The sequence below is a fragment of the Azospirillum sp. OGB3 genome, assembly GCF_014192915.1.
GTDB lineage: Bacteria > Pseudomonadota > Alphaproteobacteria > Azospirillales > Azospirillaceae > Azospirillum.
The window spans coordinates 429,237-452,182 of record NZ_JACHYN010000004.1; the positions used below are offsets into that span (position 1 = coordinate 429,237).

A 22,946-nucleotide genomic window follows, 5' to 3' on the forward strand; every position below is an offset into this window, starting at 1 on the left:
ATGCGGATATCCCGTCGCAAGGGATCTCGCGTCCATCGTCGTGGCACGGATGAAGCGCGACGAGTCATCAAAGGTTGCAGTGTTGTCCGGCTGAACGGATTTCGCGCCCGTGCTGTTGATGGAACGAGCGTTCACATCACCGGTGGAGGGATCGGATGAGCAAGGCGGAGTCGAAGAAGCAGCAGATGGCCGCGGGCGCGGCGCTGGCCGCCAAGCGCGGGGAGCAGCCGGAATCCGGCCTGCGCGGCGCCTCGAAGGAGATGGCGAAATCGATGAGCGAAAAGGAACTGCAGGAGATGGCATCCGCAAAGCGGAAGGACTTGCCCACCCGCAGTTCGAAAGACGAAGCGAAGGATTGAGGTTCGTGGCAACTGACGGGGCTGCCCCCCGTCAGCTCTGCTCCTGCGGGCGGAAGGTGGCGACACGGTAGGCGTACCAGGCGGCGATGGCGGCGATGACCAGCTTGGCCACCGGGTCCATCCAGCCGGCCACCTTGTCGTACTGGCCCTCCAGCAGGTAGCCGGCGCCGGCCAGGACCAGCGACCACAGCGCCGTTCCGATGGTCGAATAGACCAGGAAGCGGGTCAGACCCATCCCGGCGATTCCGGCGGGAACGGAGATCAGCGTCCGCACCGCCGGGATCAGCCGCCCGATCAGCACCGACGCCGCGCTGTGCCGACGGAACCAGCCCGTCGCCTCGTCGACCTGCGCGGGCGCCACGGTCAGCCAGCGGCCATGGCGGGCGGCCAGCCGCTTCAGCCGCTCACTGCCCAGCCACCGCCCGGCGTAGTACCAGAACAGCGCCCCCGCCACCGAACCCGCGGTGCCCGCCAGCACCACCAGCGGCAGGCTGAGGTCGCCGCGGGCCGCGACGAAGCCGGCCAGCGGCATGATGAGTTCCGATGGGATGGGCGGAAAGACGTTCTCCAGCAGCATCAGAAGCGCGATGCCGGCGTAGCCGCCGCTTTCGACCAAGTCAGTGATCCACTCGAACACGCGGTCCTCCGGTTCCGGTTGCCTGGATAACCCGCCAGCGCTGCCGGAGTTCACCGCCTCTCCCAACGAGGGAGGGGGGAGGGCACCATCGTCTTTCGTATCGCTTTCACTTTTTTCGTATTGCGGCCCGTCGAACCCTCGGCTACCGTTTAAAGCGAAAACAAAAGCGCAGACCGCAAGGGGCGGGCGCACAGCGGAGAGGAGGGATGGATGGCCGGGGTCTACGACCTTGCCATCGTCGGCGGCGGCATCAACGGCTGTGGCATCGCGCGCGATGCCGCGGGGCGGGGCTGCTCCGTCTATCTGTGCGAACAGAAGGATCTGGCGTCGGGCACGTCCTCGGCCTCGACGAAGCTGATCCACGGCGGCCTGCGCTACCTGGAATATTACGAGTTCCGGCTGGTCCGCGAGGCGCTGCGCGAGCGCGAGGTGCTGTGGCGCATTGCGCCGCACATCATCTGGCCGCTGCGCTTCGTCCTGCCCCATCTGCCCGGCCTGCGGCCCTCCTGGTTCCTGCGGCTGGGCCTGTTCCTCTATGACCATCTCGGCGGGCGGGAGAAGCTGCCGGGCACGCGCGGGCTCGATCTGGGCAGCGATCCGGCGGGAAAGCCGCTGAAGCCCGGTTTCGGTCGCGCCTTCGAATATTCGGATTGCTGGGTCGACGACGCGCGTCTGGTGGTGCTGAACGCGCAGGACGCCGCCCGCATGGGTGCTGCGATCCGCACCCGCACCCGTTTCCTGAGCGCCGTCCGCGAGGACGGGCTGTGGACCGTGACGGTGGAGGACACGCGTAGCGGCCGGCGCAGCAGCATCCGCGCCCGCGCGCTGGTCAACGCCGCCGGCCCCTGGGTGTCGGAGGTGATGCGGCAGGGCGCGCGGTCGACGGTGGACGCGCGCATCCGTCTGGTCCAGGGCTCGCACATCGTGGTGCCGAAGCTGTTCGATCACGACCGCTGCTACATCTTCCAGAACGCCGACAAGCGCATCGTCTTCGCCATCCCCTACGAGCGCGACTTCACCCTGATCGGCACCACCGACAACGACTACCAGGGCGATCCGGCGGATGTCCGCGCGTCGGAGGCGGAGATCGCCTATCTCTGCGCCGCCGCCGGAGAGTACTTCGCCAAGCCGGTGACGCCCGCCGACGTGGTGTGGACCTACTCCGGCGTCCGCCCGCTCTACGACGACGGCGCCTCGACGGCGCAGGCGGCGACCCGCGACTATGTGCTGGCGCTCGACGCGCCGGGCGACGGCAAGGCGGCGCTGCTCAACATCTTCGGCGGCAAGATCACCACCTACCGCCGCCTGGCCGACGCGGCCATCGCCAAGCTCGCGCCTTTCCTGCCGAAGCTCGCACCCGGAGCGTCGGACTGGAGCAGCGCCGGCACCCTGCCGGGCGGCGATTTCCCGGTGGACGGCGTTGCGGCACTGGTGGCCGAACTGCGCGGGCGGGCGCCCTTCCTGACGCAGCCCCATCTGGAGCGGCTGGTGCGCACCTACGGCACCCGCGCCCGCCGGATTCTTGACAGCGCCGCGCGGCCGGAGGATCTGGGCCGCGATTTCGGCGGAACCCTGACCGAGGCCGAGGTCCGCTATCTGATGACGGAGGAATGGGCGGAGACCGCCGAGGACGTGCTGTGGCGCCGGACCAAGCTGGGGCTGCGGCTGGACGCTGTCCAGGCTCAGGCGCTCGATACCTTCATGACCGAGGAGCGCAGCCGGAGGGAGAGGGCATCCGACGCTGCCGAATAGCGGGCGTGGAAAACAGGCTGGAAACACGGTGACAAGAACCATCTCAATAAAGAAAAAATGAATATTGGGGAGGAAGGCCGGTGGGCTTGGTTCTGGACAAGGTCAGCAGGCATGTCGGCGGCCACGTTCATCTGGAGAACGTGTCGCTGAGCCTGGAGCGCGGGTCGCTGAACGTTCTGCTGGGTCCGACCCTGTCGGGCAAGACGTCGCTGATGCGGCTGATGGCCGGCCTGGACGTGCCCAGCGCCGGGCGCGTGCTGGTGGACGGGGTGGACGTGACGGGGCGGCATGTCCGCGAACGCTCCGTCGCCATGGTCTACCAGCAGTTCATCAACTACCCCTCCCTGACCGTCTACGAGAACATCGCCTCGCCCCTGCGGGTGGCCCGTCGGCCGAAGGACGAGATCGACCGCAAGGTGCGGGAGGCCGCCCGTCTGCTGAAGCTGGAGCCTTACCTGCAGCGCACGCCGCAGCAGCTCTCCGGCGGCCAGCAGCAGCGCACCGCCATCGCCCGCGCGCTGGTCAAGGAGGCGCAGCTCGTCCTGCTCGACGAGCCGCTGGCCAACCTGGACTACAAGCTGCGCGAGGAGTTGCGGGAGGAACTGCCGAAGATCTTCGCCGCAACCGGTGCCGTCTTCGTCTACGCGACGACGGAGCCGGCGGAGGCGCTTCTGCTGCGCGGCAACACGGCGACGCTGTGGGAGGGGCGGCTGGCGCAGTTCGGGCGCACCCCGGACGTCTACCGCCGCCCGGCCAACCTGACCAGCGCGCGGGTCTTCTCCGACCCGCCGCTCAACACCATGCGGGTGCACAAGCGCGGCCTGCAGATCGTGCTGGCGACGGGCGAGCACGGTCCGGCGCGCGGCGTCCTGGCGGAGCTGCCGGACGACGACTACACCATCGGCTTCCGCGCCGACCACCTGCATCTGACGCGGCCCCACGCCGACGCGATGTCCTTGAGCGGGGCCGTTGCGGTCAGCGAGATCACCGGTTCGGAGAGCTTCGTCCACATCGACCTGCCGCGCACGGATGGCGGAACCGACCGCTGGGTCGCCGTTACGCGGGGCGTGCTGGAGGTCGAGCCGGGCGAGCGGATCGAGTGCTTCATCGACCCGCGGCGGCTGTTCGTGTTCGGCCATGACGGGCGGCTGGCCGCGGCCCCGCCGCTGGTCATGGCGGCGTGACGGGAGGGCGGACGGCATGGCGCGCATCGACCTTCAATCCCTCGGCCACAGCTACCTATCCAATCCCAAAGGCGACGACGACTACGCGCTGAAGCCGATGACCCATGTGTGGGAGCAGGGCGGGGCCTACGCGCTGCTCGGGCCGTCGGGCTGCGGCAAGACCACGCTGCTGAACATCATCTCCGGCCTGCTAACCCCCAGCGAGGGGCGGGTGCTGTTCGACGGCAAGGACGTGACGGGCCTGCCGACCGAGGCGCGCAACATCGCCCAGGTCTTCCAGTTCCCGGTCGTCTACGACACCATGACGGTCTACGAGAACCTCGCCTTTCCGCTGCGCAACCGCGGCCTGCGCGGGGCGCCGCTCGACGCGCGGGTGCGCGAGATCGCCGGGCTGCTCGACCTGACGGCGGACCTGAACCGGCGCGGGCGGAACCTGACCGCCGACGCCAAGCAGAAGATCTCGCTGGGGCGCGGGCTGGTCCGTCCGGACGTGGCGGCCATCCTGTTCGACGAGCCCCTGACCGTCATCGACCCGCATCTGAAATGGGAGCTGCGGTCTAAGCTGAAGGCGCTGCACCGGGCGCTCGATCTGACGATGATCTACGTGACCCACGACCAGACGGAGGCGCTGACCTTCGCCGACAAGGTGGTGGTGATGCATGACGGGCGCGTCGTCCAGGTCGGCCGCCCGCAGGAGCTGTTCGAACGGCCCGCCCACGTCTTCGTCGGCCATTTCATCGGATCGCCGGGCATGAACGTCCTGCCGGCGGAGGTGTCGGGCCGCGCGGCGCGGGTCGGCGGGCACGTCATCGCGCTGCGTCGCGGCTATCCCGCTCTGAACGGCGGCGCAAAGATCGAGATCGGCGTGCGGCCGGAGTTCGCCACGCTGGCCCCCGCCGGGGCCGGCGGCGTGCCGGTGAGGGTGCGCCGGCTGGACGATCTGGGGCGCACGCGCATCGCGCGGGTGGAACTGTCCGGCCTGCCGATGGCGGCGACGGTGCCGGAGGATCTGACGCTGGCGGGGGACGAGGCGTCGCTGCTGCTCGACCCTGCCATGGTGCATGTCTACGCGGACGGAACGCTCGTGGAAGGGGAGGCGGCGTGATGGACAAGCCCGTCAACCAGGGGGCATGGCTGCTGGTCCTGCCGGTTCTGCTGATCGTCGCCTTCTCGGCCATCCTGCCGCTGATGACGGTGGTCAACTACTCGGTGCAGGACACCTTCGGGAACAACCAGTTCTTCTGGAACGGCATCGGCTGGTACCAGGAGCTTCTCGACCCCTCCACCGACCTCGGCGGGCGCTTCTTCGACGCGCTGTGGCGCAACCTGCTGTTCTCGCTGCTGATCCTGCTGATCGAAGTGCCGCTGGGCGTCGCCGTGGCGCTGAGCATGCCGCGCCATGGCTGGCGGGTGGCGGCGACTCTGGTGGTGCTGGCGCTGCCGCTGCTGATTCCGTGGAACGTCGTGGGCACCATCTGGCAGATTTTCGCCCGCGAGGACATCGGCCTGCTGGGCTGGGCGGTCAACCGGCTGGGCATCCCCTACAACTACACGGCGGACCCGCTGTCGGCCTGGGTGACCATCGTGACGATGGACGTCTGGCACTGGACCTCGCTGGTGGCGCTGCTCTGCTACGCCGGGCTGCGCTCCATCCCCGACGCCTTCTATCAGGCGGCCCGGATCGACGGTGCGTCGCGCTGGGCGGTGTTCCGCAACATCCAGTTGCCGAAGATGCACCGGGTCCTGCTGATCGCCGTTCTGCTGCGCTTCATGGACAGCTTCATGATCTACACCGAGCCCTTCGTAGTGACCGGCGGCGGCCCCGGCAACTCGACCACCTTCGTGTCGATCGACCTCGTCAAGCTGGCGCTGGGACAGTTCGACCTGGGCAAGGCCGCGGCCCTGTCCATCGTCTACAACCTGATCATCCTGGCGGTCTGCTGGGTCTTCTACACGGTCATGACCCGCATGGACGCGCAACGGAATTAGCAAAGGAAACGGGCCATGCTGCGCGCACGGATCGTCCTCACGCTCTACATCCTGTTCCTGATGCTGCCGATCTACTGGCTCGTGAACATGAGCCTGAAGACGAACACCGAGATCGTCAGCGGCCTGACGCTGTGGCCCCACACCCTGACCTTCGAGAATTACCGGCGCATCTTCACCGATTCGTCCTGGTATTCGGGCTACCTGAACTCGCTGCAGTATGTGGCGCTGAACACGGTGCTGTCGATCGCGCTGGCCCTGCCGGCGGCCTACGCCTTCTCGCGCTACCGCTTCGTCGGCGACAAGCACCTGTTCTTCTGGCTGCTGTCCAACCGCATGGCCCCGGCGGCGGTCTTCGCGCTGCCCTTCTTCAACCTCTATTCGGCCATCGGGCTGTTCGACACGCCGCTGGCCGTGGCGCTGGCCCACTGCCTGTTCAACGTGCCGCTGGCAGTGTGGATTCTGGAGGGCTTCATGTCCGGGGTACCGCGGGAGATCGACGAGACCGCCTATCTCGACGGCTACAGCTTTCCGCGTTTCTTCGTGAAGATCTTCATGCCGCTGGTGGCCAGCGGGATCGGCGTCACCGCCTTCTTCTGCTTCATGTTCAGCTGGGTCGAGCTGCTGCTGGCGCGCACGCTGACCTCGGTGGACGCCAAGCCCATCGCGGCGACGATGACGCGCACCGTTTCGGCCTCCGGCATGGATTGGGGGCTGCTGGCCGCGGCGGGGGTGCTGACCATCCTGCCCGGCGCGCTGGTGATCTGGTTCGTGCGCAACTACATCGCCAAGGGCTTTGCCCTGGGCCGCGTCTGACGGGAGGGAGGACGCCGCCATGGACACCGTCACCGAACATCTCGCCTGGATGGCCTGGACCTGGCAGACCGGCGCCTTCTTCGCCGTCATCGCCGGGCTGCTGACCCTGCTGACCGTCCTGGCGCTCAACCGGCCGGAGGTCGCACGCCCCGGCGTGCTCGGCATCACCACGACGCGCGGCGACCGGCTGTTCATCACGCTGCTCGGCAGCGCCTTCATCCACCTCGCCTGGCTGGGGCTGGTGGGCGGGGAGGTGCACTACGCGACCGCGCTTTCGCTTCTCTACGCCGCGGCGGTCTTCCGCTGGGTGTGACGGCCGGCCTGTGTCGGCCGGAACGGGCCTATAACAATGGAAACGGGAGGAATAAACGATGCGTACCCTGTATCTCGCCTCCGCATCCGCGGCGGCGCTTCTTCTGTCATCGGCCCCGGCCTTCGCCGACATCGAGGCGGCCAAGCGCTGGATCGACAGCGAATTCCAGCCTTCGACCCTGTCGAAGGAGGATCAGCTGAAGGAAATGCAGTGGTTCATCGACGCCGCCAAGCCCTTCGCCGGGATGGAGATCAACGTCGTCTCCGAAACCATCACCACCCATGAGTACGAAGCCCGGACGCTGGCCAAGGCCTTCAGCGAGATCACCGGCATCAAGCTGCGCCACGACCTGATCCAGGAAGGCGACGTGGTCGAGAAGATCCAGACGCAGATGCAGTCCGGCAAGAACATCTACGACGCCTGGATCAACGACAGCGACCTGATCGGCACCCATTTCCGCTACAAGCAGGCCGTGGCGCTCAGCGACTGGATGGAGGGGGAGGGCAAGGACGTCACGTCCCCCACGCTGGACGTGAACGACTTCATCGGCAAATCCTTCGGCACCGGTCCGGACGGCAAGCTCTACCAGCTTCCCGACCAGCAGTTCGCCAACCTCTACTGGTTCCGCTACGACTGGTTCCAGCGCCCGGACCTGAAGGAGAAGTTCAAGGCCAAGTACGGCTACGAACTGGGCGTGCCCGTCAACTGGTCCGCCTATGAGGACATCGCCGAGTTCTTCACCAACGACGTGAAGGAGATCGACGGCGTCAAGGTCTACGGCCACATGGACTACGGCAAGAAGGACCCGTCGCTGGGCTGGCGCTTCACCGACGCGTGGCTTTCCATGGCCGGAAACGGCGACAAGGGCATTCCGAACGGCAAGCCGGTGGACGAGTGGGGCGTGCGCATGGAAGGTTGCCGCCCGGTCGGTTCCTCGGTCGAGCGCGGCGGCGACACCAACGGCCCGGCCGCCGTCTATTCCATCATCAAGTACGTGGACTGGCTGAAGAAATACGCGCCGCCGCAGGCCGCCGGCATGACCTTCAGCGAATCCGGCCCGGTGCCGGCGCAGGGCAACGTCGCGCAGCAGATGTTCTGGTACACCGCCTTCACCGCCGACATGGTGAAGGACGGCCTGCCGGTGGTGAACGCCGACGGCACGCCGAAATGGCGCATGGCCCCCTCGCCCAAGGGCGCCTACTGGAAGGACGGCATGAAGCTCGGCTATCAGGACGCCGGGTCCTGGACGCTTCTGAAGTCCACGCCGGTGGACCGCCGCAAGGCCGCGTGGCTCTACGCCCAGTTCACCGTGTCGAAGTCCGTCAGCCTGAAGAAGAGCCATGTCGGCCTGACCTTCATCCGCGAAAGCGACATCTGGGACAAGAGCTTCACGGAGCGCGCGCCGAAGCTGGGCGGCCTGATCGAGTTCTACCGCTCGCCCGCCCGCGTGCAGTGGACGCCGACCGGCGTGAACATCCCCGACTATCCGAAGCTGGCGCAGCTCTGGTGGCAGAACATCGGCGACGCCTCCTCGGGCGCCAAGACGCCGCAGGCGGCCATGGACGCGCTGGCCGCGGCCCAGGACTCCGTGATGGAGCGGCTGGAGCGGTCGGGCGTGCAGGGCGAATGCGGGCCGAAGCTGAACAAGAAGGAGTCGGCGGAGTTCTGGTTCGCCAAGGCCGAGAAGGACGGCACCACCGCGCCGCAGCGCAAGCTGTCCAACGAGAAGCCCAAGGGCGAGACGGTGGACTACGACCAGCTCATCAAGTCCTGGCCGGCCTCGCCGCCGAAGAAGGCCGCCATGGCGCAGTGATGCGATGACTTGAATCCCTCTCCCGTCCCGGGAGAGGGTGGCCCGAAGGGCCGGGTGAGGGTCGTTCGAGGATCAAGGTGCTGATCCTTGCCAGTACCCTCACCCTCCCACGCTAACGCGTGGGTCCCTCCCTCTCCCGGGACGGGAGAGGGGAAAGAAGAAAGACCATAGGAAAGACCATGCCTGAAGCCGGCCACGTCCTCGCCATCGACCAGGGGACCACCTCCACCCGCGCCATCGTCTTCGACCGGCGGGGCGTTCCCGCCGGGGTGGCCCGGCGCGAATTCGCGCAGCATTATCCCGCCGACGGCTGGGTGGAGCACGATCCGGAGGACATCTGGCGCGACACCGTGGCGGTGATGCGGGAAGCCGTGGCGGAAGCCGGACTGGGCGCGCCGGACATCGCCGCCATCGGCATCACCAACCAGCGCGAAACCACCGTCGTCTGGGACCGCCGCACCGGCGAGCCGGTGCACCGCGCCATCGTCTGGCAGGACCGCCGCACGTCCGACCTCTGCCGCAAGCTGGTGGAGGAGGGCTGCGGACCGCTGGTCCGGCGCAAGACCGGGCTGCTGATCGATTCCTATTTCTCCGCCACCAAGATCGCCTGGATTCTCGACCATGTCCCCGGCGCGCGGGAGCGGGCGGAGCGGGGCGAGCTGTGCTTCGGCACCATCGACAGCTTTCTGCTGCACCGGCTGACCGGCGGGCGGGTGCACGCCACCGACGCGACCAACGCCTCGCGCAGCATGGTCTTCGACATCCACCGCCAGGACTGGGACGACGAGCTTCTCGCCCTGTTCCGCATCCCCCGCGCCATGATGCCGGAGGTGCTGGACAGCAGCGCCGAGTTCGGAGCGACGGAGCCGGACCTGCTGGGCCGCGCCATCCCGATCACCGGCATCGCCGGCGACCAGCAGGCGGCGACCTTCGGGCAGGCCTGCTTCGAGCCGGGGATGGTCAAGTCCACCTACGGCACCGGCTGCTTCGCCCTGCTGAACACCGGCGGCGAGCCGGTGGAATCGCGCTCCAACATGCTGACCACCGTCGCCTACCGGCTGGACGGGCGGACGACCTACGCGCTGGAGGGCTCCATTTTCATCGCCGGTGCGGCCATCAAGTGGCTGCGCGACGGGCTGGGGATCATCACCCACGCTTCCCAGACCGACGACATGGCGACCCGCGTTCCGGACAGCCACGGCGTCTATCTGGTGCCGGCCTTCGTGGGCCTGGGCGCCCCCCACTGGGACCCGGAGGCCCGCGCCGCCATCTTCGGCCTGACGCTGGACGCCGGCCCGGCCCACATCGCCCGCGCCGCGCTGGAGGCCGTGGCCTTCCAGACGCGCGACCTGCGCGACGCCATGGTTTCCGACTGGTCGGCCTCGCACATGGCTACCTCCGACGCGCTGCGGGTGGACGGTGGCATGGCGGCGAACGACTGGCTGTGCCAGTTCCTGGCCGACGTGCTGGACCTGCCGGTGGAACGCCCGGCGGTGATCGAGACGACCGCGCTGGGCGCCGCCGGGCTGGCCGGGCTGAAGGCCGGGGTCTACCGTGATCAGGCCGCACTCGCCGGCGCCTGGCGCCGCGACCGCCGGTTCGAGCCGCGGATGGACGCGGCCAAGCGCGCCCGCCTTTACGACGGCTGGCTGGACGCCGTGCGCCGCGTGCGCCGCGAACGCTGAGGGACGGGAACCATGACTCTGTTGGGCGAGGATCTGCGCGGCAAGCGCGTGCTGGTGACCGGCAGCAGCCGGGGCATCGGGGCGGCGGTGGGCACCGCCTTCGCCAGTCTGGGCGCGCGGGTGGCGCTCCACGGATCAGGCAATGGTGATGCGGCGGCCCGGCTGGCGCTCGCCCTCACGGCGGGCGGGACGGAGGTCTATGCCGTCAGCGGCGACTTCCGCGACCCGCGTGCCGTGGAGTCGGCGGTGGACGCGGCGGTGCAGGCGCTGGGCGGGCTGGACATCCTCGTCAACAACGCCGGCACCATGGTCGGGCGGGTGCCGCTGGAGCGGATCGGCGACGATTTTCTGGACGAGGTGATCGACCTCAACCTGCGCTCCGTCGTCGTGGCCTGCCGGCGCGCCCTGCCGGCCTTGCGCGCCGCCGGGGGCGGGGCCATCGTCAACACCGTCTCCATCTCCGCCCGGACCGGGGGCAGCCCCGGCTCCTCGATCTACAGCGCGTCGAAGGCCTTCGTGTCGACCTTCACCCGCTCCCTGGCGGCGGAGCTGGCGCCGGACCGCATCCGCGTCAACGCCGTCTCGCCCGGCACCATCGACACCGATTTCCACCAGCGCTACTCCTCGCCGGAGAAGCTGGCGGCGACGGCGGCGCGCATCCCGCTGGGCCGGCTGGGCACGGCTGAGGACTGCGTCGGCGCCTATCTGTTCCTGGCGTCCGAGGCGCTCAGCGGCTACATCACCGGGCAAGTCATCGAGGTGAACGGCGGCCAACTCATGGCGTGAGCGGACCCGGCGCCGCCAGCCGCTCCAGGACGAAGCGCACCCGCTCCGCCACCGGCGCCTTCGGCAATTCGACCAGTTCGTAGCCAAGCCGGCGATAGGTTTCGGCCATCGCGTCGTGGGTCGCCACGGCTTCGGACAGGCTTTGCCGGCGCTCGGCATCCTGCGTGAAGATTTCGGGCCAAGGCGGAGCGATGAAAACGGTCCAGTGGTAGCGGAAGCGCCGGGCCGCCGTCTCCAGATGCGCGGGCACCGGGCGCTTCATCAGGCGCAGATAACCGATGACGTCTGGGATGCCGCGGTCGAAGAAGACGGTTCCCGCATGCTCCCGCGCGAGGCGGAGGGAGCGCAGTTCCCAGCACAGCATCAGTTCCGCGAAGGCCGGCGGGTCGATCCAGGGCCGGGCCGGGCCGCCGATGGCGGTCTGGTCCTGGATGATGGCGCGGCCCGCCTCCACGCTGTGGGCGTAGCCTTCGCGGGCCAGCGCGTCGATCAGGGTACTCTTTCCAGAGCCGGGGCCACCCGTGACGACGACGAAGCGGCGCGCGTCTTCGCTCATGGGACGTCTTCCCGTGTTGTTGATACAGTCGCCGTGGAAAGGACGAATCATGCCGCCCAAACGCCTCCTCGTCGTCGCCCATTGCCCGTCGCCCAACACGCGGGCGCTGCTGGACGCCGTGCTGCGTGGGGCGCGCTCGCCGGAGGTGCAGGGGGTGGAGGTGGTGGCGAAACCGCCGCTGGAGACCGGGCCGGAGGACGTGCTGGAGTCGCAGGGCGTGATCCTCGGGACGACTGAGAATCTGGGCTATATGAGCGGGGCGCTCAAGGATTTCTTCGACCGCAGCTATTATCCCTGTCTGGAGCGCACGCAGGGGCTGCCCTACGCGCTGTTCGTCCGGGCGGGCCATGACGGGACGGGGACCTGCCGCGCCGTCGCCTCCATCGCGACAGGGCTGCGCTGGCGCCCGGTGCAGGAACCGCTGGTCTGCCGCGGCCCGTACCGCGACGATTTCGCCGCCTCCTGCGAGGAGCTGGGGCTGCTGATGGCCGCCGGGCTGGAGGCGGGGATCTTCTGATGGCCTATGCCCGGCGGAGTGGCATCTATCGGGAGTGCTATTGACGACACCCCCCTTTCATACAGTCTCCTACGTGCAACGAAACAGCGTCACGCCCGATGACGCGTGCATAAGGAGGGGCCGATGGAGAGCAGCAAGGGCCGGCCGGTCTGGCGCGGCGAGGTCAAGCAGGTCGGGACCATCACGGTCACCGACGACACGACCGGAAGAACCGTCAAGCTGCCGCTGCTGGAAGGCGAAACCGGCCCGCGCGCCATCGACGTGCGCAAGCTCTACGCGGAAACCGGCTATTTCACCTTCGATCCCGGCTTCACCTCCACGGCGAGCTGCGAGTCGGCGATCACCTACATCGACGGTGACGAAGGCATCCTCCTGCACCGCGGCTACGCCATCCAGGATCTGGCGGAGAACTGCGATTACCTGGAGGTCTGCCACCTGCTGCTGCGCGGCGAGCTGCCGAATCCGCAGCAGAAGGAGGATTTTGAGCGCACCATCACCTACCACACCATGGTGCACGAACAGTTGAGCCGCTTCTACAGCGGGTTCCGCCGCGACGCCCACCCCATGGCGGTGATGTGCGGGGTGACCGGCGCGCTGTCGGCCTTCTACCACGACTCGACGGACATCCTCGACCCGCGCCAGCGGATGATCGCCGCGCACCGGCTGATCGCCAAGATGCCGACCATGGCCGCCATGGCCTACAAGTATTCGGTCGGCCAGCCCTTCATGTACCCGCGCAACGACCTCAGCTACGCGGAAAACTTCCTCTACATGACCTTCGGGACGCCCTGCGAGACCTGGAAGGTCGATCCGGTCCTGGCCCGCGCCATGGACAAGATCTTCATCCTGCACGCCGACCACGAGCAGAACGCCTCGACCTCTACGGTGCGGCTGGCCGGCTCGTCGCACGCCAACCCCTTCGCCTGCATCGCCTCGGGCATCGCGGCGCTGTGGGGTCCGGCGCACGGCGGTGCCAACGAGGCCGTGCTGCTGATGCTGGAGGAGATCGGCTCCGTCGAGCGCATCCCCGAATTCATCAAGCGGGCCAAGGACAAGAACGATCCCTTCCGCCTGATGGGCTTCGGCCACCGGGTCTACAAGAACTACGACCCCCGCGCCAAGATCATGCGCCAGACCTGCTACGAGGTTCTGGACGTGCTGGGCATCAAGGATGAGCCGCACCTCGCCATCGCGATGGAGCTGGAGAAGATTGCGCTGGAGGACCCCTACTTCGTCGAGAAGAAGCTGTATCCCAACGTCGACTTCTATTCCGGCATCATCCTGAAGGCGATGGGCTTCCCGACCAGCATGTTCACCGTGCTGTTCGCGCTGGCCCGCACCGTCGGCTGGATTTCCCAGTGGCAGGAGATGATCGAGGACCCGCAGCAGAAGATCGGGCGTCCCCGCCAGCTCTACACCGGCAATCCGGGCCGCGCCTTCGTTCCGCTGAACAAGCGCGGCTGACGGAAGGCCGGTCCCTTACCCCACGGCGATGCGGTAGCTCAGCTCCCGCATCGCTCCGGGGGCGAGATGCAGAAGCCCCGGCTTGTCCGCGAACTCCCCGTCGAAGTCCGCCGGGGAGGCGTGGCCGTGCCAGGGCTCGATGCACAGGAAGGGCGCGCCGGCCGGCTTCGACCAGATGCCCAGCTCTTGGAAACCGTCCCACGAGACGGTGATGGTCGGCGTGCCGGGCGCGCCGTAGCGGACGAAGCGGCTGGCCGGCCGGTCGAGGATCACCGCGTCCCGCGTGAACAGCCCCTCGTCCAACAGCAGGCGGCGGCCCTCGACGGGCGTCGGCTCCGGCTGCGGTGCCAGCAGGCCGCCCTCGACGCGGCGGATCGGCGCGGGCTCGTCGGTTTCGAAAAGAAGGTCATGCGCCTCCTTCGGCACACCGTCCTGCAACGGCCAGAGGAAGGCCGGATGCACGCCAAGCGAGGCGGGCAGCGCCTCATCGCCTGGATTGGTGATGCGGTGGCGGATGGTCAGCCCGTCCGCGTCCAGCTCGAAGACCAGTTCCAGCGTGAAGGCGAAGGGATAGATCGCACGCGTCTGCGCGTCGTCGGACAGAGACAGGCGGCAGCGGGTGGCGGTGTGCTCCTCCCAAGCGAAACGGCGGTCGCGGGCGAAGCCATGCTGTGTCATGCGGTAGGTCCGGCCACGGTGGCGCAGCGTGTCGTCCTTCAGCCGCCCGACGATGGGGAACAGCACCGGCGCGTGGCGCGGCCATTCCGGACCGGCCTGCCACAGCAGCTCCCGCCCGTCGAGGGTCAAGGAGCACAGCTCCGCCCCATCGGCCTTGATCGCAGCGCCGAGGCGCCCGTTGCTGAGCGTGTGCCGGTCCATGAGACGAGGTCCTTCCTGGGGATCAATGGGGCGGGTAGATGGCTGTGATGCCTTCGATGATCGTTTGGGCGGCCAGCGCCGCCAGGACGATGCCCAGCACGCGGCTGACCGTGTGGATCACCGTGCGGCCGAGCAGCCTGTTCACCAGATCGGCGACGACCAGCAGCGCCATGACGCTGCCCACGGCCACCGCGGCGGCGCCCAGCACCAGGCCCTGGCCGGCCAGCGTCGCGCCGTAGCGGTCCATCAGCAACAGCGTGGAGGTGATGGCTCCCGGCCCGGCGATCAGCGGGATCGCCAGCGGGAAGACGGCGAGGTCGTGGGCCTCCTCCTCCGTCCGGGCGTCGTCGGCGGTGCGCTCCTTGCGCTCGGCCCGGCGCTGGAACAGCATTTCGAAGGCGATCCAGAACAGCAGCGCGCCACCGGCAATGCGGAAGGCGGGCATGCCGATGGACAGGGCGTTCAGCACCAGCTCGCCCAGATAGGCGAAGAAGACGATGATGGCGAAGCTGATCAGCGGGCCGCGCAGCGCGATGGTGCGCTTGCGCCGGCTGTCAAAGCCACGGGTCAGGCCGAGGTAGATCGGGACCAGCCCGATCGGATCGACCACGACGAGAAACACCACGAGCGCGCTGATGAAATCTTCCACGGACGGAACCCCGGACGGCATGACCCTGTTTGTCGTCCTTTGTTAGCAAAGCCACTGTGGGCGGCCAAGGGGAGCCACGTCGGAAGGGACGCCGAAAAACGCTGATTGCGGACCGCAATCCATGCTGGCGCACGGCGTAGACGTGGTTATAATCACTTCACAATTCAAATTTTCTCCCCTCCCGGAGCACAGGCGTTGAGCAAGACCGTAATCGTCGTGGACGACAGCAAGCTGTCCCGCATGCATGTCCGCGGCATAATACTTCGGAATAAGCCGGATTGGACGGTCATCGAAGCGGCGAACAGCGTCGAGCTTTATGGAAAACTAGACGAAAGTGATATCCATATCGCCATAATCGACTTCAACATGCCGGGCGACAACGGCCTGGAGGCCGCCGCCCGTCTGCTGCAGGCGAAGCCGGACATCCGCGTCGCCATCATCACGGCCAACGCCCAGGATTCGGTGGTCTCCGGCATCCGCGCGCTGGGCGCCGCCTTCATGCCCAAGCCGCTGGAAGAGGAACAGATGGCCCGCTTCCTCACCGCCGCCAGCCTGCCGCGCCGCCCGTCGTCCAGCGATGGTGCCGGCGGGGGCATTGGATGATCGGCACGGTCCGGCCGGCGCCCGCTGATGGACACGACCACCATGGGCATTGACCCGGCCGGCTTCGATCTGGACGAGCTGGAGCGCGACGCGCTGACGGAGCTCGGCAACATCGGCGTGGCCCGAGCGTCCACCGCGCTCAGCCGGATGATCGGCGGGCCGGTGGAGATCTCCGTGCCGATGGTCAGCCTCGTCCCCGGCGACCGGGTGTCGGGCCTGCTTCGGTCGACGCTGCCGGGGGCGTTGATCGCCGTAACGGAGTGTCTGTCCGGCGCCTTTCTCGGCTCGGCCATCCTTCTGATGCCGGAACGCAGCGGCCTCCCGCTCGCCGCCGCCGCCCTGCCGCCCGGCGTCCCCAAGGAGGACGCGGCGGAGCTGGTGGAGGAGGCGCTGGCGGAGGTGGGGAACATCGTCCTGAACAGCTGCCTGTCCTCCATGGGGAACCTGCTGGGCGTCGCGATCGGCACCACCCTGCCGCAGGTCCTGCGCGGCGCGGGGGACGACCTTCTGGAACGCTGCGGCGTCGTCCTGACGGCGCAGGCGCAGGCGATCCTGTTCCACGTCACCTTCCGGACTCCGCCCCACGACGTCGAGGGGACCGTCGTCCTGGCGCTCGACGCCGGATCGGCGGCGGAACTGAAGGCGGCGATCGGGCGCTACATCGGCCGGGTGCTGGCCTGAGGCCCGGGAGCCTCCAGCAGTCAACGCAAGCCAATCAACAAGAGCCTCCGACGAAGACGCACGGGTTCACGGGGCAAGGGGTTTAGGATCATGGCCTTGGTCAAGAAGAAGCGGATCGACACGGCGAACGCCTCCCGCAACGCGGACATCGGCGAGGATGCGGTCGCGCTTGCCAACGACGACGCTCTGCCCGGTCCGGCCGACAACGCCCTGTCGACCCGCCGCGCGGCGGAGGTGCGGCGGCGCGCCCGCGCCGGGAACCGGCGGCGCAAGGCGGCGGAGGGCATCGCCGCCGCGTCGAACGAGTTGGCCAGCGGCGTGACCCAGGCCGCCGCCGCCGCGGAGGAATTGCGCAAGGCGATGGAACAGGTGGCCGCCGGCGCGGAGGAGGCGGCCAGCGCCACCCAGCAGTCGCAGCGGATGATCGACCGCAGCGCCAGCCTGATCGGGCGGGCGCGCAGCAACGCGGAATCCTCGCTGTCCCGCATCGAGGCGCTGCAGGCGCTGATGAAGGACGTCAGCGGCCAGATTCTCAGCTCCGTCGATGGGCTGGTCCGCGCCGCCGCGCGGCAGGAAGCCGCGGTCGGCCTGGTCCGCGACCTGGAGCGGCAGGCGGCGGAGATCGGCACCATCGTCGAGGGGGTGGCGGTCATGGCCGATCAGACCAACCTCCTGGCGCTGAACGCTGCCATCGAGGCCGCCCGTGCCGGCGACGCCGGGCGCGGCTTCGCCGTGGTGGCCGACGAGGTGCAGGCCCTGGCCGAGCGGTCTGAGCGGTCCGCCAACGAAATCAACCGCATGGTCGTCCAGATTCAGGAGGCGGTCGGCGCCATCGCGGAGAGCATCGTGGCCGGCGCCGATGCATCCAAGGCTGAGGTGGAGCGGGGCCGCCAGATCGCCGGCCAGCTCGACCGGGTCCGTGACGGCATGGGGGACATCGCCCGCGGCGCGCAGGACACCATCAAGGCCGCGTTGGAGGCCGATTCCGCCGGACGTGAGGCGCAACGCGGCGCCGAAAGCGTGGCCTCCGCCGCGGAGGAGCAGGCGGCGGCGAGCGAGGAGGCGCTGAAGACGGTCGGCGAGCAGGCCAAGGCGCTGGCCCAGAGTGAGCAGGCCGCCGGCCAGCTGTCCGATCTCGCCGACGAGCTGACCGGCAGCACCGATGTCCACCGCGCCGCCAGTGACCTCGCCTCCGCCGCCGAGCAGCTTTCCGCCGCCATCGAGGAAATCAACCGCGCCGCCGCCCAGATCATGGCGGCGATCACCCAAATCTCCCGCGGCGCCCAGGCCCAGGGGGCGGCGACCCACCAGTCGAGCAGCGCCATCGCGGAGATCGAGGCCAGCGCCCGGCTCAGCCACAGCCGCGCCGAAGAGGCGCTTCAGCGTTGCGTCGGGCTGGAGGCGCTGCTGACCGAGACGCAGGACATGGTGGGCGCCCTGACCACCGGGGTGGGCGAGGCGGTGGCTGCCAGCCGCCGCACGGTCGAGCGGATCGGCGCCATGGAGCAGATCGGGCGGCGCATCGACAAGGTGGTTGACGCCATCTCGATCATCGCCATCCAGACCGGTATGCTGGCGGTCAGCGGCTCCATCGAGGCTGCGCGGGCCGGGGAGTTCGGTCGCGGCTTCACCGTCGTCAGCAACGATATCCGCAACCTCGCCCGCGACAGCTCGGAAAATGTCGAGCGGGTCAAGGACATCGTCCACGCCATCCAGGACCAGATCGGGCGCGTCCGCCGCGACATCGAGGACATCGGGAGCGAGACGGCGCGTCAATCCGTCCGCCACCAGGAGTTCGCCAGCAGCCTCGCCGCCGCCATCGCCGACCTGCGCTCCGTGACCTCCGGCAGCCGCGAGATCGTCGAGAACGCCGACGAGGTGCAGCGCGCCGTGGTGGAGGCGCAGAAGGGCGTGGAGCAGGTCGCCGCCGCGGCCAATCAGGCCAACCGCTCCGCCAACGAAGCGGCGAAAGCCGCGCGGGAGCAGGCGAAGGGTGCCGAGGAACTGGCGGCCGCCATCGAGGAGATCGCCGCCATGGCCGAAGAACTGCAAGGGGCCGGCTAACCGGCCGGCGGGGAGACGACCCATGGCCGCGATCATCCGCCGCGACGGCGTGCGTTCCTTCGTCCTCTTTACAGTCGGTGGCATGGAACTGGCCCTGCCGCTCGACGGCGTGCTGGAGATCCTGCGCCCGCCTGTGCTGGTGCCCATTCCGCTGGGCCCTCCCAGCCTGGAGGGGTTGGCCCGCCGGCGCGGCGCCGTCCTGCCGGTCATCGGGCTGCGCCGGGTCCTGGGGCTCGCCGGGGACGGGGAGGGCGAAACGGACGATGGCGGAGCAGACGACGGCGGGACGAAGGCGGCGCGGCTGCTGATCCTCCGTCACAACGGCCAGCCGGTCGGCTTGCTGGTGGACCGTGTCGCGGGCCTCGCCGCCGTGGGAGAGGATCGCATCGCCGACGCCGGGACGGCGCCCGACCCCTCCATCGACGCCGGTCTTCTGGCCGGCGCGATCCTGACCGGGGATGGTCGGGAGGGCGCCCTGATCCTCGACCCCGGTCCGCTGATCGAACGCCAATTCGCCGATCTTGGGCGGGGATCGGCGGGAATCGCCGATTTCAGCGGGGCGCCCCAGCCGAAGACCGCCGAGGCGATCCGCCAGGACGAGGAACAACTCGTCGTCCTCACCGTTGCGGAGCAGGAGTTCGCGCTGCCGGTGGCGGCGGTGCGGGAAGTCGTTCCGATTCCGGAAACGGTGACCCGCGTCCCCCGCGCCCGCGCCCATCTTTTGGGCATGATGACGCTGCGCGACGCGTTGCTTCCTCTGGTCGGTCTGCGTGAGCTGTTCGGGCTTGATGCCCGGAAGGGGATGGACCGTGGCAAGGTGGCCGTCCTGCGCACGGCGGAGGGCTTGGTCGGCGTGGCGGTGGAGGATGTGCGGGAAATCCTCCGCGTTCCGCGCGAGCGGATCGACCCGGTGCCGCCGCTGATGGCGCGGGAGGCGGAGTTCGAGGACATGGACGGCATCGCGCGGCTGAACGGCGGCGCGCGGCTGATCCCGGTCCTGTCGGCGGAACGGCTGTTCCGCCATGGCGCGGGCGATGGCGCCGGGGCGGCCGCTGGATTCGGCGGTGGCGTCCAGGGGCGCGAGGGAGAGGGGACTGTGGCAACGGACGCGGATGTGGAGCGGGCGGAGGCCTTCGTGGTGTTCCGGCTGGCCAGTGCGGAATACGGCCTGCCGGTCGGGGCGGTGCAGGAGGTGCTGCGCCGGCCCGACGCTGTGACTCCGCTGCCCAACGCGCCGGACTTCGTCAGCGGGGTAACCACGTTGCGCGGCGCCGTCCTGCCGCTGGTCGCGCTGCGCCGCCTGCTGCGTCTGCCGGAAGGGCGGGAAAACGGGGGCGATCGGGGCCGCGTGGTGGTGATCGCCGCGGGTGCGGCCCGCGCCGGGCTCCTGGTGGACGGCATGGCCGGCATTGTCCGCATTCCGGACGGCGCCATCGGTCCGGCCCCGGTCGTGTCGCAGGCCCAGCACCGGCTGATCCGTCGCATCGGTGCTCTGGAGAACGCCGGGGAGCGGCGGATGATCCTGCTGATGGATCCGGCGGAATTGCTGGATATGGACCAGCTCGCCGACTTGCTGGCCACCGTCTGATCGGAAGGTTGGCCCTGTCATGCTGAAGGTCCTGGTCGTCGATGACTCGGCGCTGATGCGACGGCGCATCAGCGACATTCTCTCGTCCGCCGGTTTCGAGGTGGAGACCGCCGCGGACGGGGCGGAGGCATTGGAGCGGCTGCCCGACTTCGATCCGGATGTGGTGACCCTGGACGTTACGATGCCCGGCATGGACGGCCTCGCCTGCCTGAAGCGAATCATGGTCGAGCACCCGAAGCCGGTGGTGATGGTGTCCGCCCTGACCGCCGACGGGGCCGAGGTAACGCTGGAGGCCCTGCGGCTGGGAGCGGTGGAGGCGGTGCGCAAGCCGACCGGCGTCGGTGCCATCGCCGGCATCGCCGAGGAGCTGGTCGCCACCGTGCGCGCCGCCGCCGGATCGCGACCGCGGCGGGTGCTTGGGTTGCGGGAACGGCTGCGCTTGGCGCGCGAGCGCATCGCCGGGGCGGATTTCGTGGCCGATGCCTCCTTGTCCGAACCGTGCGACGCCGCCGAGCAGGTCGATGATGCCGGCGAAGGGCTGGTGCTGATCGGCGTGTCCACCGGCGGGCCGCGCACGTTGGAGGACATCCTGCCGCTCCTGCCCGGGGATTTCCCCTGGCCGGTGGTGGTGGTCCAGCACATGCCCGCCAGCTTCACCGGGCCGCTTGCCCGCCGCCTCGACACCATCTCCCCCCTGACGGTGGTGGAGGCCGCGACGGCCACCACGCTCGAACCGGGGATGGCGTGCATCGCGCGCGGTGGCGCCGATCTTCAGATTGTCCGGCGCGGCGGGCGGCTCACCGCCCAGCCCGTGCCGGCGGACGAACGGCGGAACTGGCACCCCAACGTGGACCGGCTGGTCGAGAGCGCTCTGCGTGTCGTGGCACCATCGCGGCTGATCGGTGTTCTCCTGACGGGCATGGGATCGGATGGCGCGGCCTCGATGGTGGAACTGCGCCGCCGGGGTGGGCGCACCATCGCGGAAGCGGAGGTCAGCGCCGTCGTGTTCGGCATGCCGCAGGAGCTGATCCGCCGCGGCGGCGCCGACATGGTGCTGCCGTCGGACCGGGTGGCCCAGCAGGTGACGCGGTGGGTGAGAGGATGAACGCGACAGGCGTGGAGGCTGCGGCATGGCCCTGGTGAAGGCACGGAAGATCGGCGGAGCGACGCCTGCGGCCGCAGCCGAGGGCGGCGATCCACTGGTCTGGCTGGAAGACGCCGATCCGGCCCGGCGGCGTCAGGCCGCCCACGCGCTTGGCGAGCGCCCCGACGCGGTTCCCGCCCTGTGCGCGCGACTGACGCGCGAGGAGGACGCGAGCGTTTGCGAAACCCTCCTCACCGCGCTGGTCCGCATTGGCACCGCGGCGGCCGCGGCGGCGTTGGTGCCCCATCTGGCGAGCGAGGATGTCGGGCTTCGCAACGGTGTTATCGAAAGCCTTCAGCAGATGCCCGCCGCCGTGGTGATGCCAAAGGTCGCTCCGATCCTGACCGCCGCGGATTCGGACCTGCGCATCTTCGCGGCCCAGCTTGTCGGGAAGCTGCCCCATCCGGACCGGCTGGACCTGCTGGCCGGGGTGATCGACCGTGATCCGCATGTGAACGTCTGCCTCTCCGCGGTCGAGGCGCTGATGGAGAGCGGCGATCCCGCTGCCCTGCCGGTTATCGAGCGGCTGTCCGGACGCTTTCCGGACAATCCCTTCGTCACCTTTTCCGTCGACGCGGCGCGCCGCCTGTTTTCCGGAGCCTGAATGAGCCTGCCTTCGGACAAGGGGGACACCGCCGGCCTGAGCACCGCGGATTACGACGCCTTCTGCCGGTTCCTGCGGGAACGCACCGGCCTGTCCTTCACCGAGGCCAAGCGCTACTTCGTCGACCGCCGCGTGTCGGAGCGGATGGCGGCGGTCGGCGTCGAGCATGTCCGCCAATACCTGAACCTGCTGCGCTTCCAGGCCTCGGGGGAGGAGTTGCAGCTTCTCGTCAATCGCATGACGGTGAACGAGACCTACTTCTTCCGGGAGATGTATCAGCTCGACTGCCTCGTCAACGCCGCGCTGGACGAGGTGGTGCGCGGGCGCGCGCCGGGCAGCCGGGTGCGGATCTGGTCCGCCGGCTGCGCCACCGGGGAGGAGCCCTATTCCATCGCCATCACGCTGCTGGAGCGGTGGAACCGGGTGGACGATTTCGAGATCGAACTCTACGCTTCCGACATCGACAGCCAAGTGCTGGCCCGCGCGCAGGACGGCATTTACGAGGAGCGATCGCTTCAGGCGATGCCGCGGGATCTCTTGGCCAAGTACTTCACCCGGCTGGACGACCAGAGCTGGCAGATCATGCAGGAACTGCGGGATTCCATCGATTTCTCGCTGGTGAACATCGCCGACCCGCGGCAGATGGAGAATTTCCGTGGCATGGATGTCATCTTCTGCCGCAATCTGCTGATCTATTTCGACGATCTGGGGCGGCGCCAGGCGGCGTCGATGTTCTACGACGCGCTGTCGCCCAACGGGTTCATCTGCCTCGGCCATTCGGAAAGCATGAGCCGGATGTCCTCGCTCTTCGTGCCGCGCCGGTTTCCCGACGCCATCCTCTATCAGAAGCCCCAGAGTTAAGGAGG

At 68.8% G+C, this 22,946-nt stretch carries 23 protein-coding genes; 19 read left to right on the forward strand and 4 right to left on the reverse strand.

Annotation, left to right across the window (positions count from 1 at the left end; translation table 11 throughout):
* Positions 1 to 155 precede the first annotated feature (155 nt).
* Entirely contained in the window at positions 156 to 359 is a 204-nt protein-coding gene (locus FHW79_RS12110) for a DUF3008 family protein (protein WP_183179137.1), read from the forward strand.
* Positions 360 to 390: 31 nt separating this feature from the next.
* On the opposite strand, the gene FHW79_RS12115 is transcribed toward FHW79_RS12110, so the two are convergent.
* Positions 391 to 996 carry a DedA family protein gene (locus FHW79_RS12115; RefSeq protein WP_183179138.1) on the reverse strand — a complete coding sequence of 202 codons (606 nt, stop codon included), beginning with the start codon at positions 994 to 996 and terminating at the stop codon, positions 391 to 393.
* Between the two features lie 210 nt (positions 997 to 1,206).
* Between FHW79_RS12115 and glpD the strand changes: the two genes are divergently transcribed.
* From glpD to FHW79_RS12160, 9 genes are all read left to right on the forward strand, one after another.
* A complete protein-coding gene (gene glpD / locus FHW79_RS12120) occupies positions 1,207 to 2,748 on the forward strand; it encodes a glycerol-3-phosphate dehydrogenase (RefSeq protein ID WP_183179139.1) in 1,542 nt (513 codons plus the stop codon).
* Positions 2,749 to 2,828: 80 nt separating this feature from the next.
* Positions 2,829 to 3,932 carry an ABC transporter ATP-binding protein gene (locus FHW79_RS12125; protein ID WP_040136345.1) on the forward strand — a complete coding sequence of 368 codons (1,104 nt, stop codon included), beginning with the start codon at positions 2,829 to 2,831 and terminating at the stop codon, positions 3,930 to 3,932.
* Positions 3,933 to 3,948: 16 nt separating this feature from the next.
* Positions 3,949 to 5,037 (forward strand): ABC transporter ATP-binding protein, encoded by a 1,089-nt coding sequence (locus FHW79_RS12130; protein ID WP_183179140.1) that lies wholly within the window; start codon positions 3,949 to 3,951, stop codon positions 5,035 to 5,037.
* Entirely contained in the window at positions 5,037 to 5,921 is an 885-nt protein-coding gene (locus FHW79_RS12135) for a sugar ABC transporter permease (RefSeq protein WP_183179141.1), read from the forward strand. Before FHW79_RS12130 ends, FHW79_RS12135 begins: the two co-directional genes overlap by 1 nt.
* Positions 5,922 to 5,936: 15 nt before the next feature.
* A complete protein-coding gene (locus FHW79_RS12140) occupies positions 5,937 to 6,734 on the forward strand; it encodes a carbohydrate ABC transporter permease (protein ID WP_014242527.1) in 798 nt (265 codons plus the stop codon).
* Between the two features lie 19 nt (positions 6,735 to 6,753).
* Positions 6,754 to 7,047, forward strand: coding sequence for a DUF2160 domain-containing protein (locus tag FHW79_RS12145; RefSeq protein ID WP_014242528.1), 294 nt, complete (start codon positions 6,754 to 6,756; stop codon positions 7,045 to 7,047).
* Between the two features lie 58 nt (positions 7,048 to 7,105).
* Positions 7,106 to 8,860 carry an ABC transporter substrate-binding protein gene (locus FHW79_RS12150; protein WP_183179142.1) on the forward strand — a complete coding sequence of 585 codons (1,755 nt, stop codon included), beginning with the start codon at positions 7,106 to 7,108 and terminating at the stop codon, positions 8,858 to 8,860.
* A gap of 179 nt (positions 8,861 to 9,039) precedes the next feature.
* Positions 9,040 to 10,545 carry a glycerol kinase GlpK gene (gene glpK / locus FHW79_RS12155; RefSeq protein WP_183179143.1) on the forward strand — a complete coding sequence of 502 codons (1,506 nt, stop codon included), beginning with the start codon at positions 9,040 to 9,042 and terminating at the stop codon, positions 10,543 to 10,545.
* A 12-nt stretch (positions 10,546 to 10,557) separates the two neighbouring features.
* The gene (locus FHW79_RS12160; protein ID WP_183179144.1) at positions 10,558 to 11,331 is read left to right on the forward strand and encodes a glucose 1-dehydrogenase; all 774 of its coding nucleotides are present in this window, start codon (positions 10,558 to 10,560) and stop codon (positions 11,329 to 11,331) included.
* On the opposite strand, the gene FHW79_RS12165 is transcribed toward FHW79_RS12160, so the two are convergent.
* The gene (locus FHW79_RS12165; RefSeq protein WP_247884316.1) at positions 11,321 to 11,887 is read right to left on the reverse strand and encodes an AAA family ATPase; all 567 of its coding nucleotides are present in this window, start codon (positions 11,885 to 11,887) and stop codon (positions 11,321 to 11,323) included. The two genes, FHW79_RS12160 and FHW79_RS12165, sit on opposite strands and share 11 nt — an antisense overlap.
* A gap of 49 nt (positions 11,888 to 11,936) precedes the next feature.
* Here FHW79_RS12165 and FHW79_RS12170 point away from each other — a divergent pair, with 49 nt between their 5' ends.
* Positions 11,937 to 12,404, forward strand: coding sequence for a flavodoxin family protein (locus tag FHW79_RS12170; RefSeq protein ID WP_183179146.1), 468 nt, complete (start codon positions 11,937 to 11,939; stop codon positions 12,402 to 12,404).
* A gap of 123 nt (positions 12,405 to 12,527) precedes the next feature.
* Complete coding sequence (gene gltA, locus FHW79_RS12175; protein ID WP_183179147.1) at positions 12,528 to 13,868, forward strand: citrate synthase; 1,341 nt, start codon at positions 12,528 to 12,530, stop codon at positions 13,866 to 13,868.
* 15 nt (positions 13,869 to 13,883) lie between these two features.
* Here the strand turns inward: gltA and FHW79_RS12180 are convergent, their stop codons facing one another.
* Positions 13,884 to 14,747: an aldose 1-epimerase family protein gene (locus FHW79_RS12180; RefSeq protein ID WP_183179148.1), complete on the reverse strand. Its 864-nt coding sequence runs from the start codon at positions 14,745 to 14,747 to the stop codon at positions 13,884 to 13,886.
* A 22-nt stretch (positions 14,748 to 14,769) separates the two neighbouring features.
* On the reverse strand, positions 14,770 to 15,396 hold the full coding sequence (locus FHW79_RS12185; protein WP_348984124.1) for a MarC family protein: 627 nt from the start codon (positions 15,394 to 15,396) through the stop codon (positions 14,770 to 14,772).
* 195 nt (positions 15,397 to 15,591) lie between these two features.
* Between FHW79_RS12185 and FHW79_RS12190 the strand changes: the two genes are divergently transcribed.
* From FHW79_RS12190 to FHW79_RS12220, 7 genes are all read left to right on the forward strand, one after another.
* Complete coding sequence (locus FHW79_RS12190) at positions 15,592 to 15,999, forward strand: response regulator transcription factor (RefSeq protein WP_183179150.1); 408 nt, start codon at positions 15,592 to 15,594, stop codon at positions 15,997 to 15,999.
* A 27-nt stretch (positions 16,000 to 16,026) separates the two neighbouring features.
* Positions 16,027 to 16,680 (forward strand): chemotaxis protein CheC, encoded by a 654-nt coding sequence (locus FHW79_RS12195; protein WP_183179151.1) that lies wholly within the window; start codon positions 16,027 to 16,029, stop codon positions 16,678 to 16,680.
* A gap of 90 nt (positions 16,681 to 16,770) precedes the next feature.
* The gene (locus FHW79_RS12200) at positions 16,771 to 18,744 is read left to right on the forward strand and encodes a methyl-accepting chemotaxis protein (RefSeq protein ID WP_183179152.1); all 1,974 of its coding nucleotides are present in this window, start codon (positions 16,771 to 16,773) and stop codon (positions 18,742 to 18,744) included.
* A 22-nt stretch (positions 18,745 to 18,766) separates the two neighbouring features.
* Positions 18,767 to 20,332, forward strand: coding sequence for a chemotaxis protein CheW (locus FHW79_RS12205; protein WP_183179153.1), 1,566 nt, complete (start codon positions 18,767 to 18,769; stop codon positions 20,330 to 20,332).
* A gap of 19 nt (positions 20,333 to 20,351) precedes the next feature.
* A complete protein-coding gene (cheB, locus tag FHW79_RS12210) occupies positions 20,352 to 21,437 on the forward strand; it encodes a chemotaxis-specific protein-glutamate methyltransferase CheB (RefSeq protein ID WP_183179154.1) in 1,086 nt (361 codons plus the stop codon).
* A 25-nt stretch (positions 21,438 to 21,462) separates the two neighbouring features.
* Positions 21,463 to 22,080 (forward strand): HEAT repeat domain-containing protein, encoded by a 618-nt coding sequence (locus FHW79_RS12215; protein WP_183179155.1) that lies wholly within the window; start codon positions 21,463 to 21,465, stop codon positions 22,078 to 22,080.
* Positions 22,081 to 22,941, forward strand: coding sequence for a protein-glutamate O-methyltransferase CheR (locus tag FHW79_RS12220; RefSeq protein ID WP_183179156.1), 861 nt, complete (start codon positions 22,081 to 22,083; stop codon positions 22,939 to 22,941). It begins immediately after the preceding gene.
* Positions 22,942 to 22,946 lie beyond the last annotated feature (5 nt).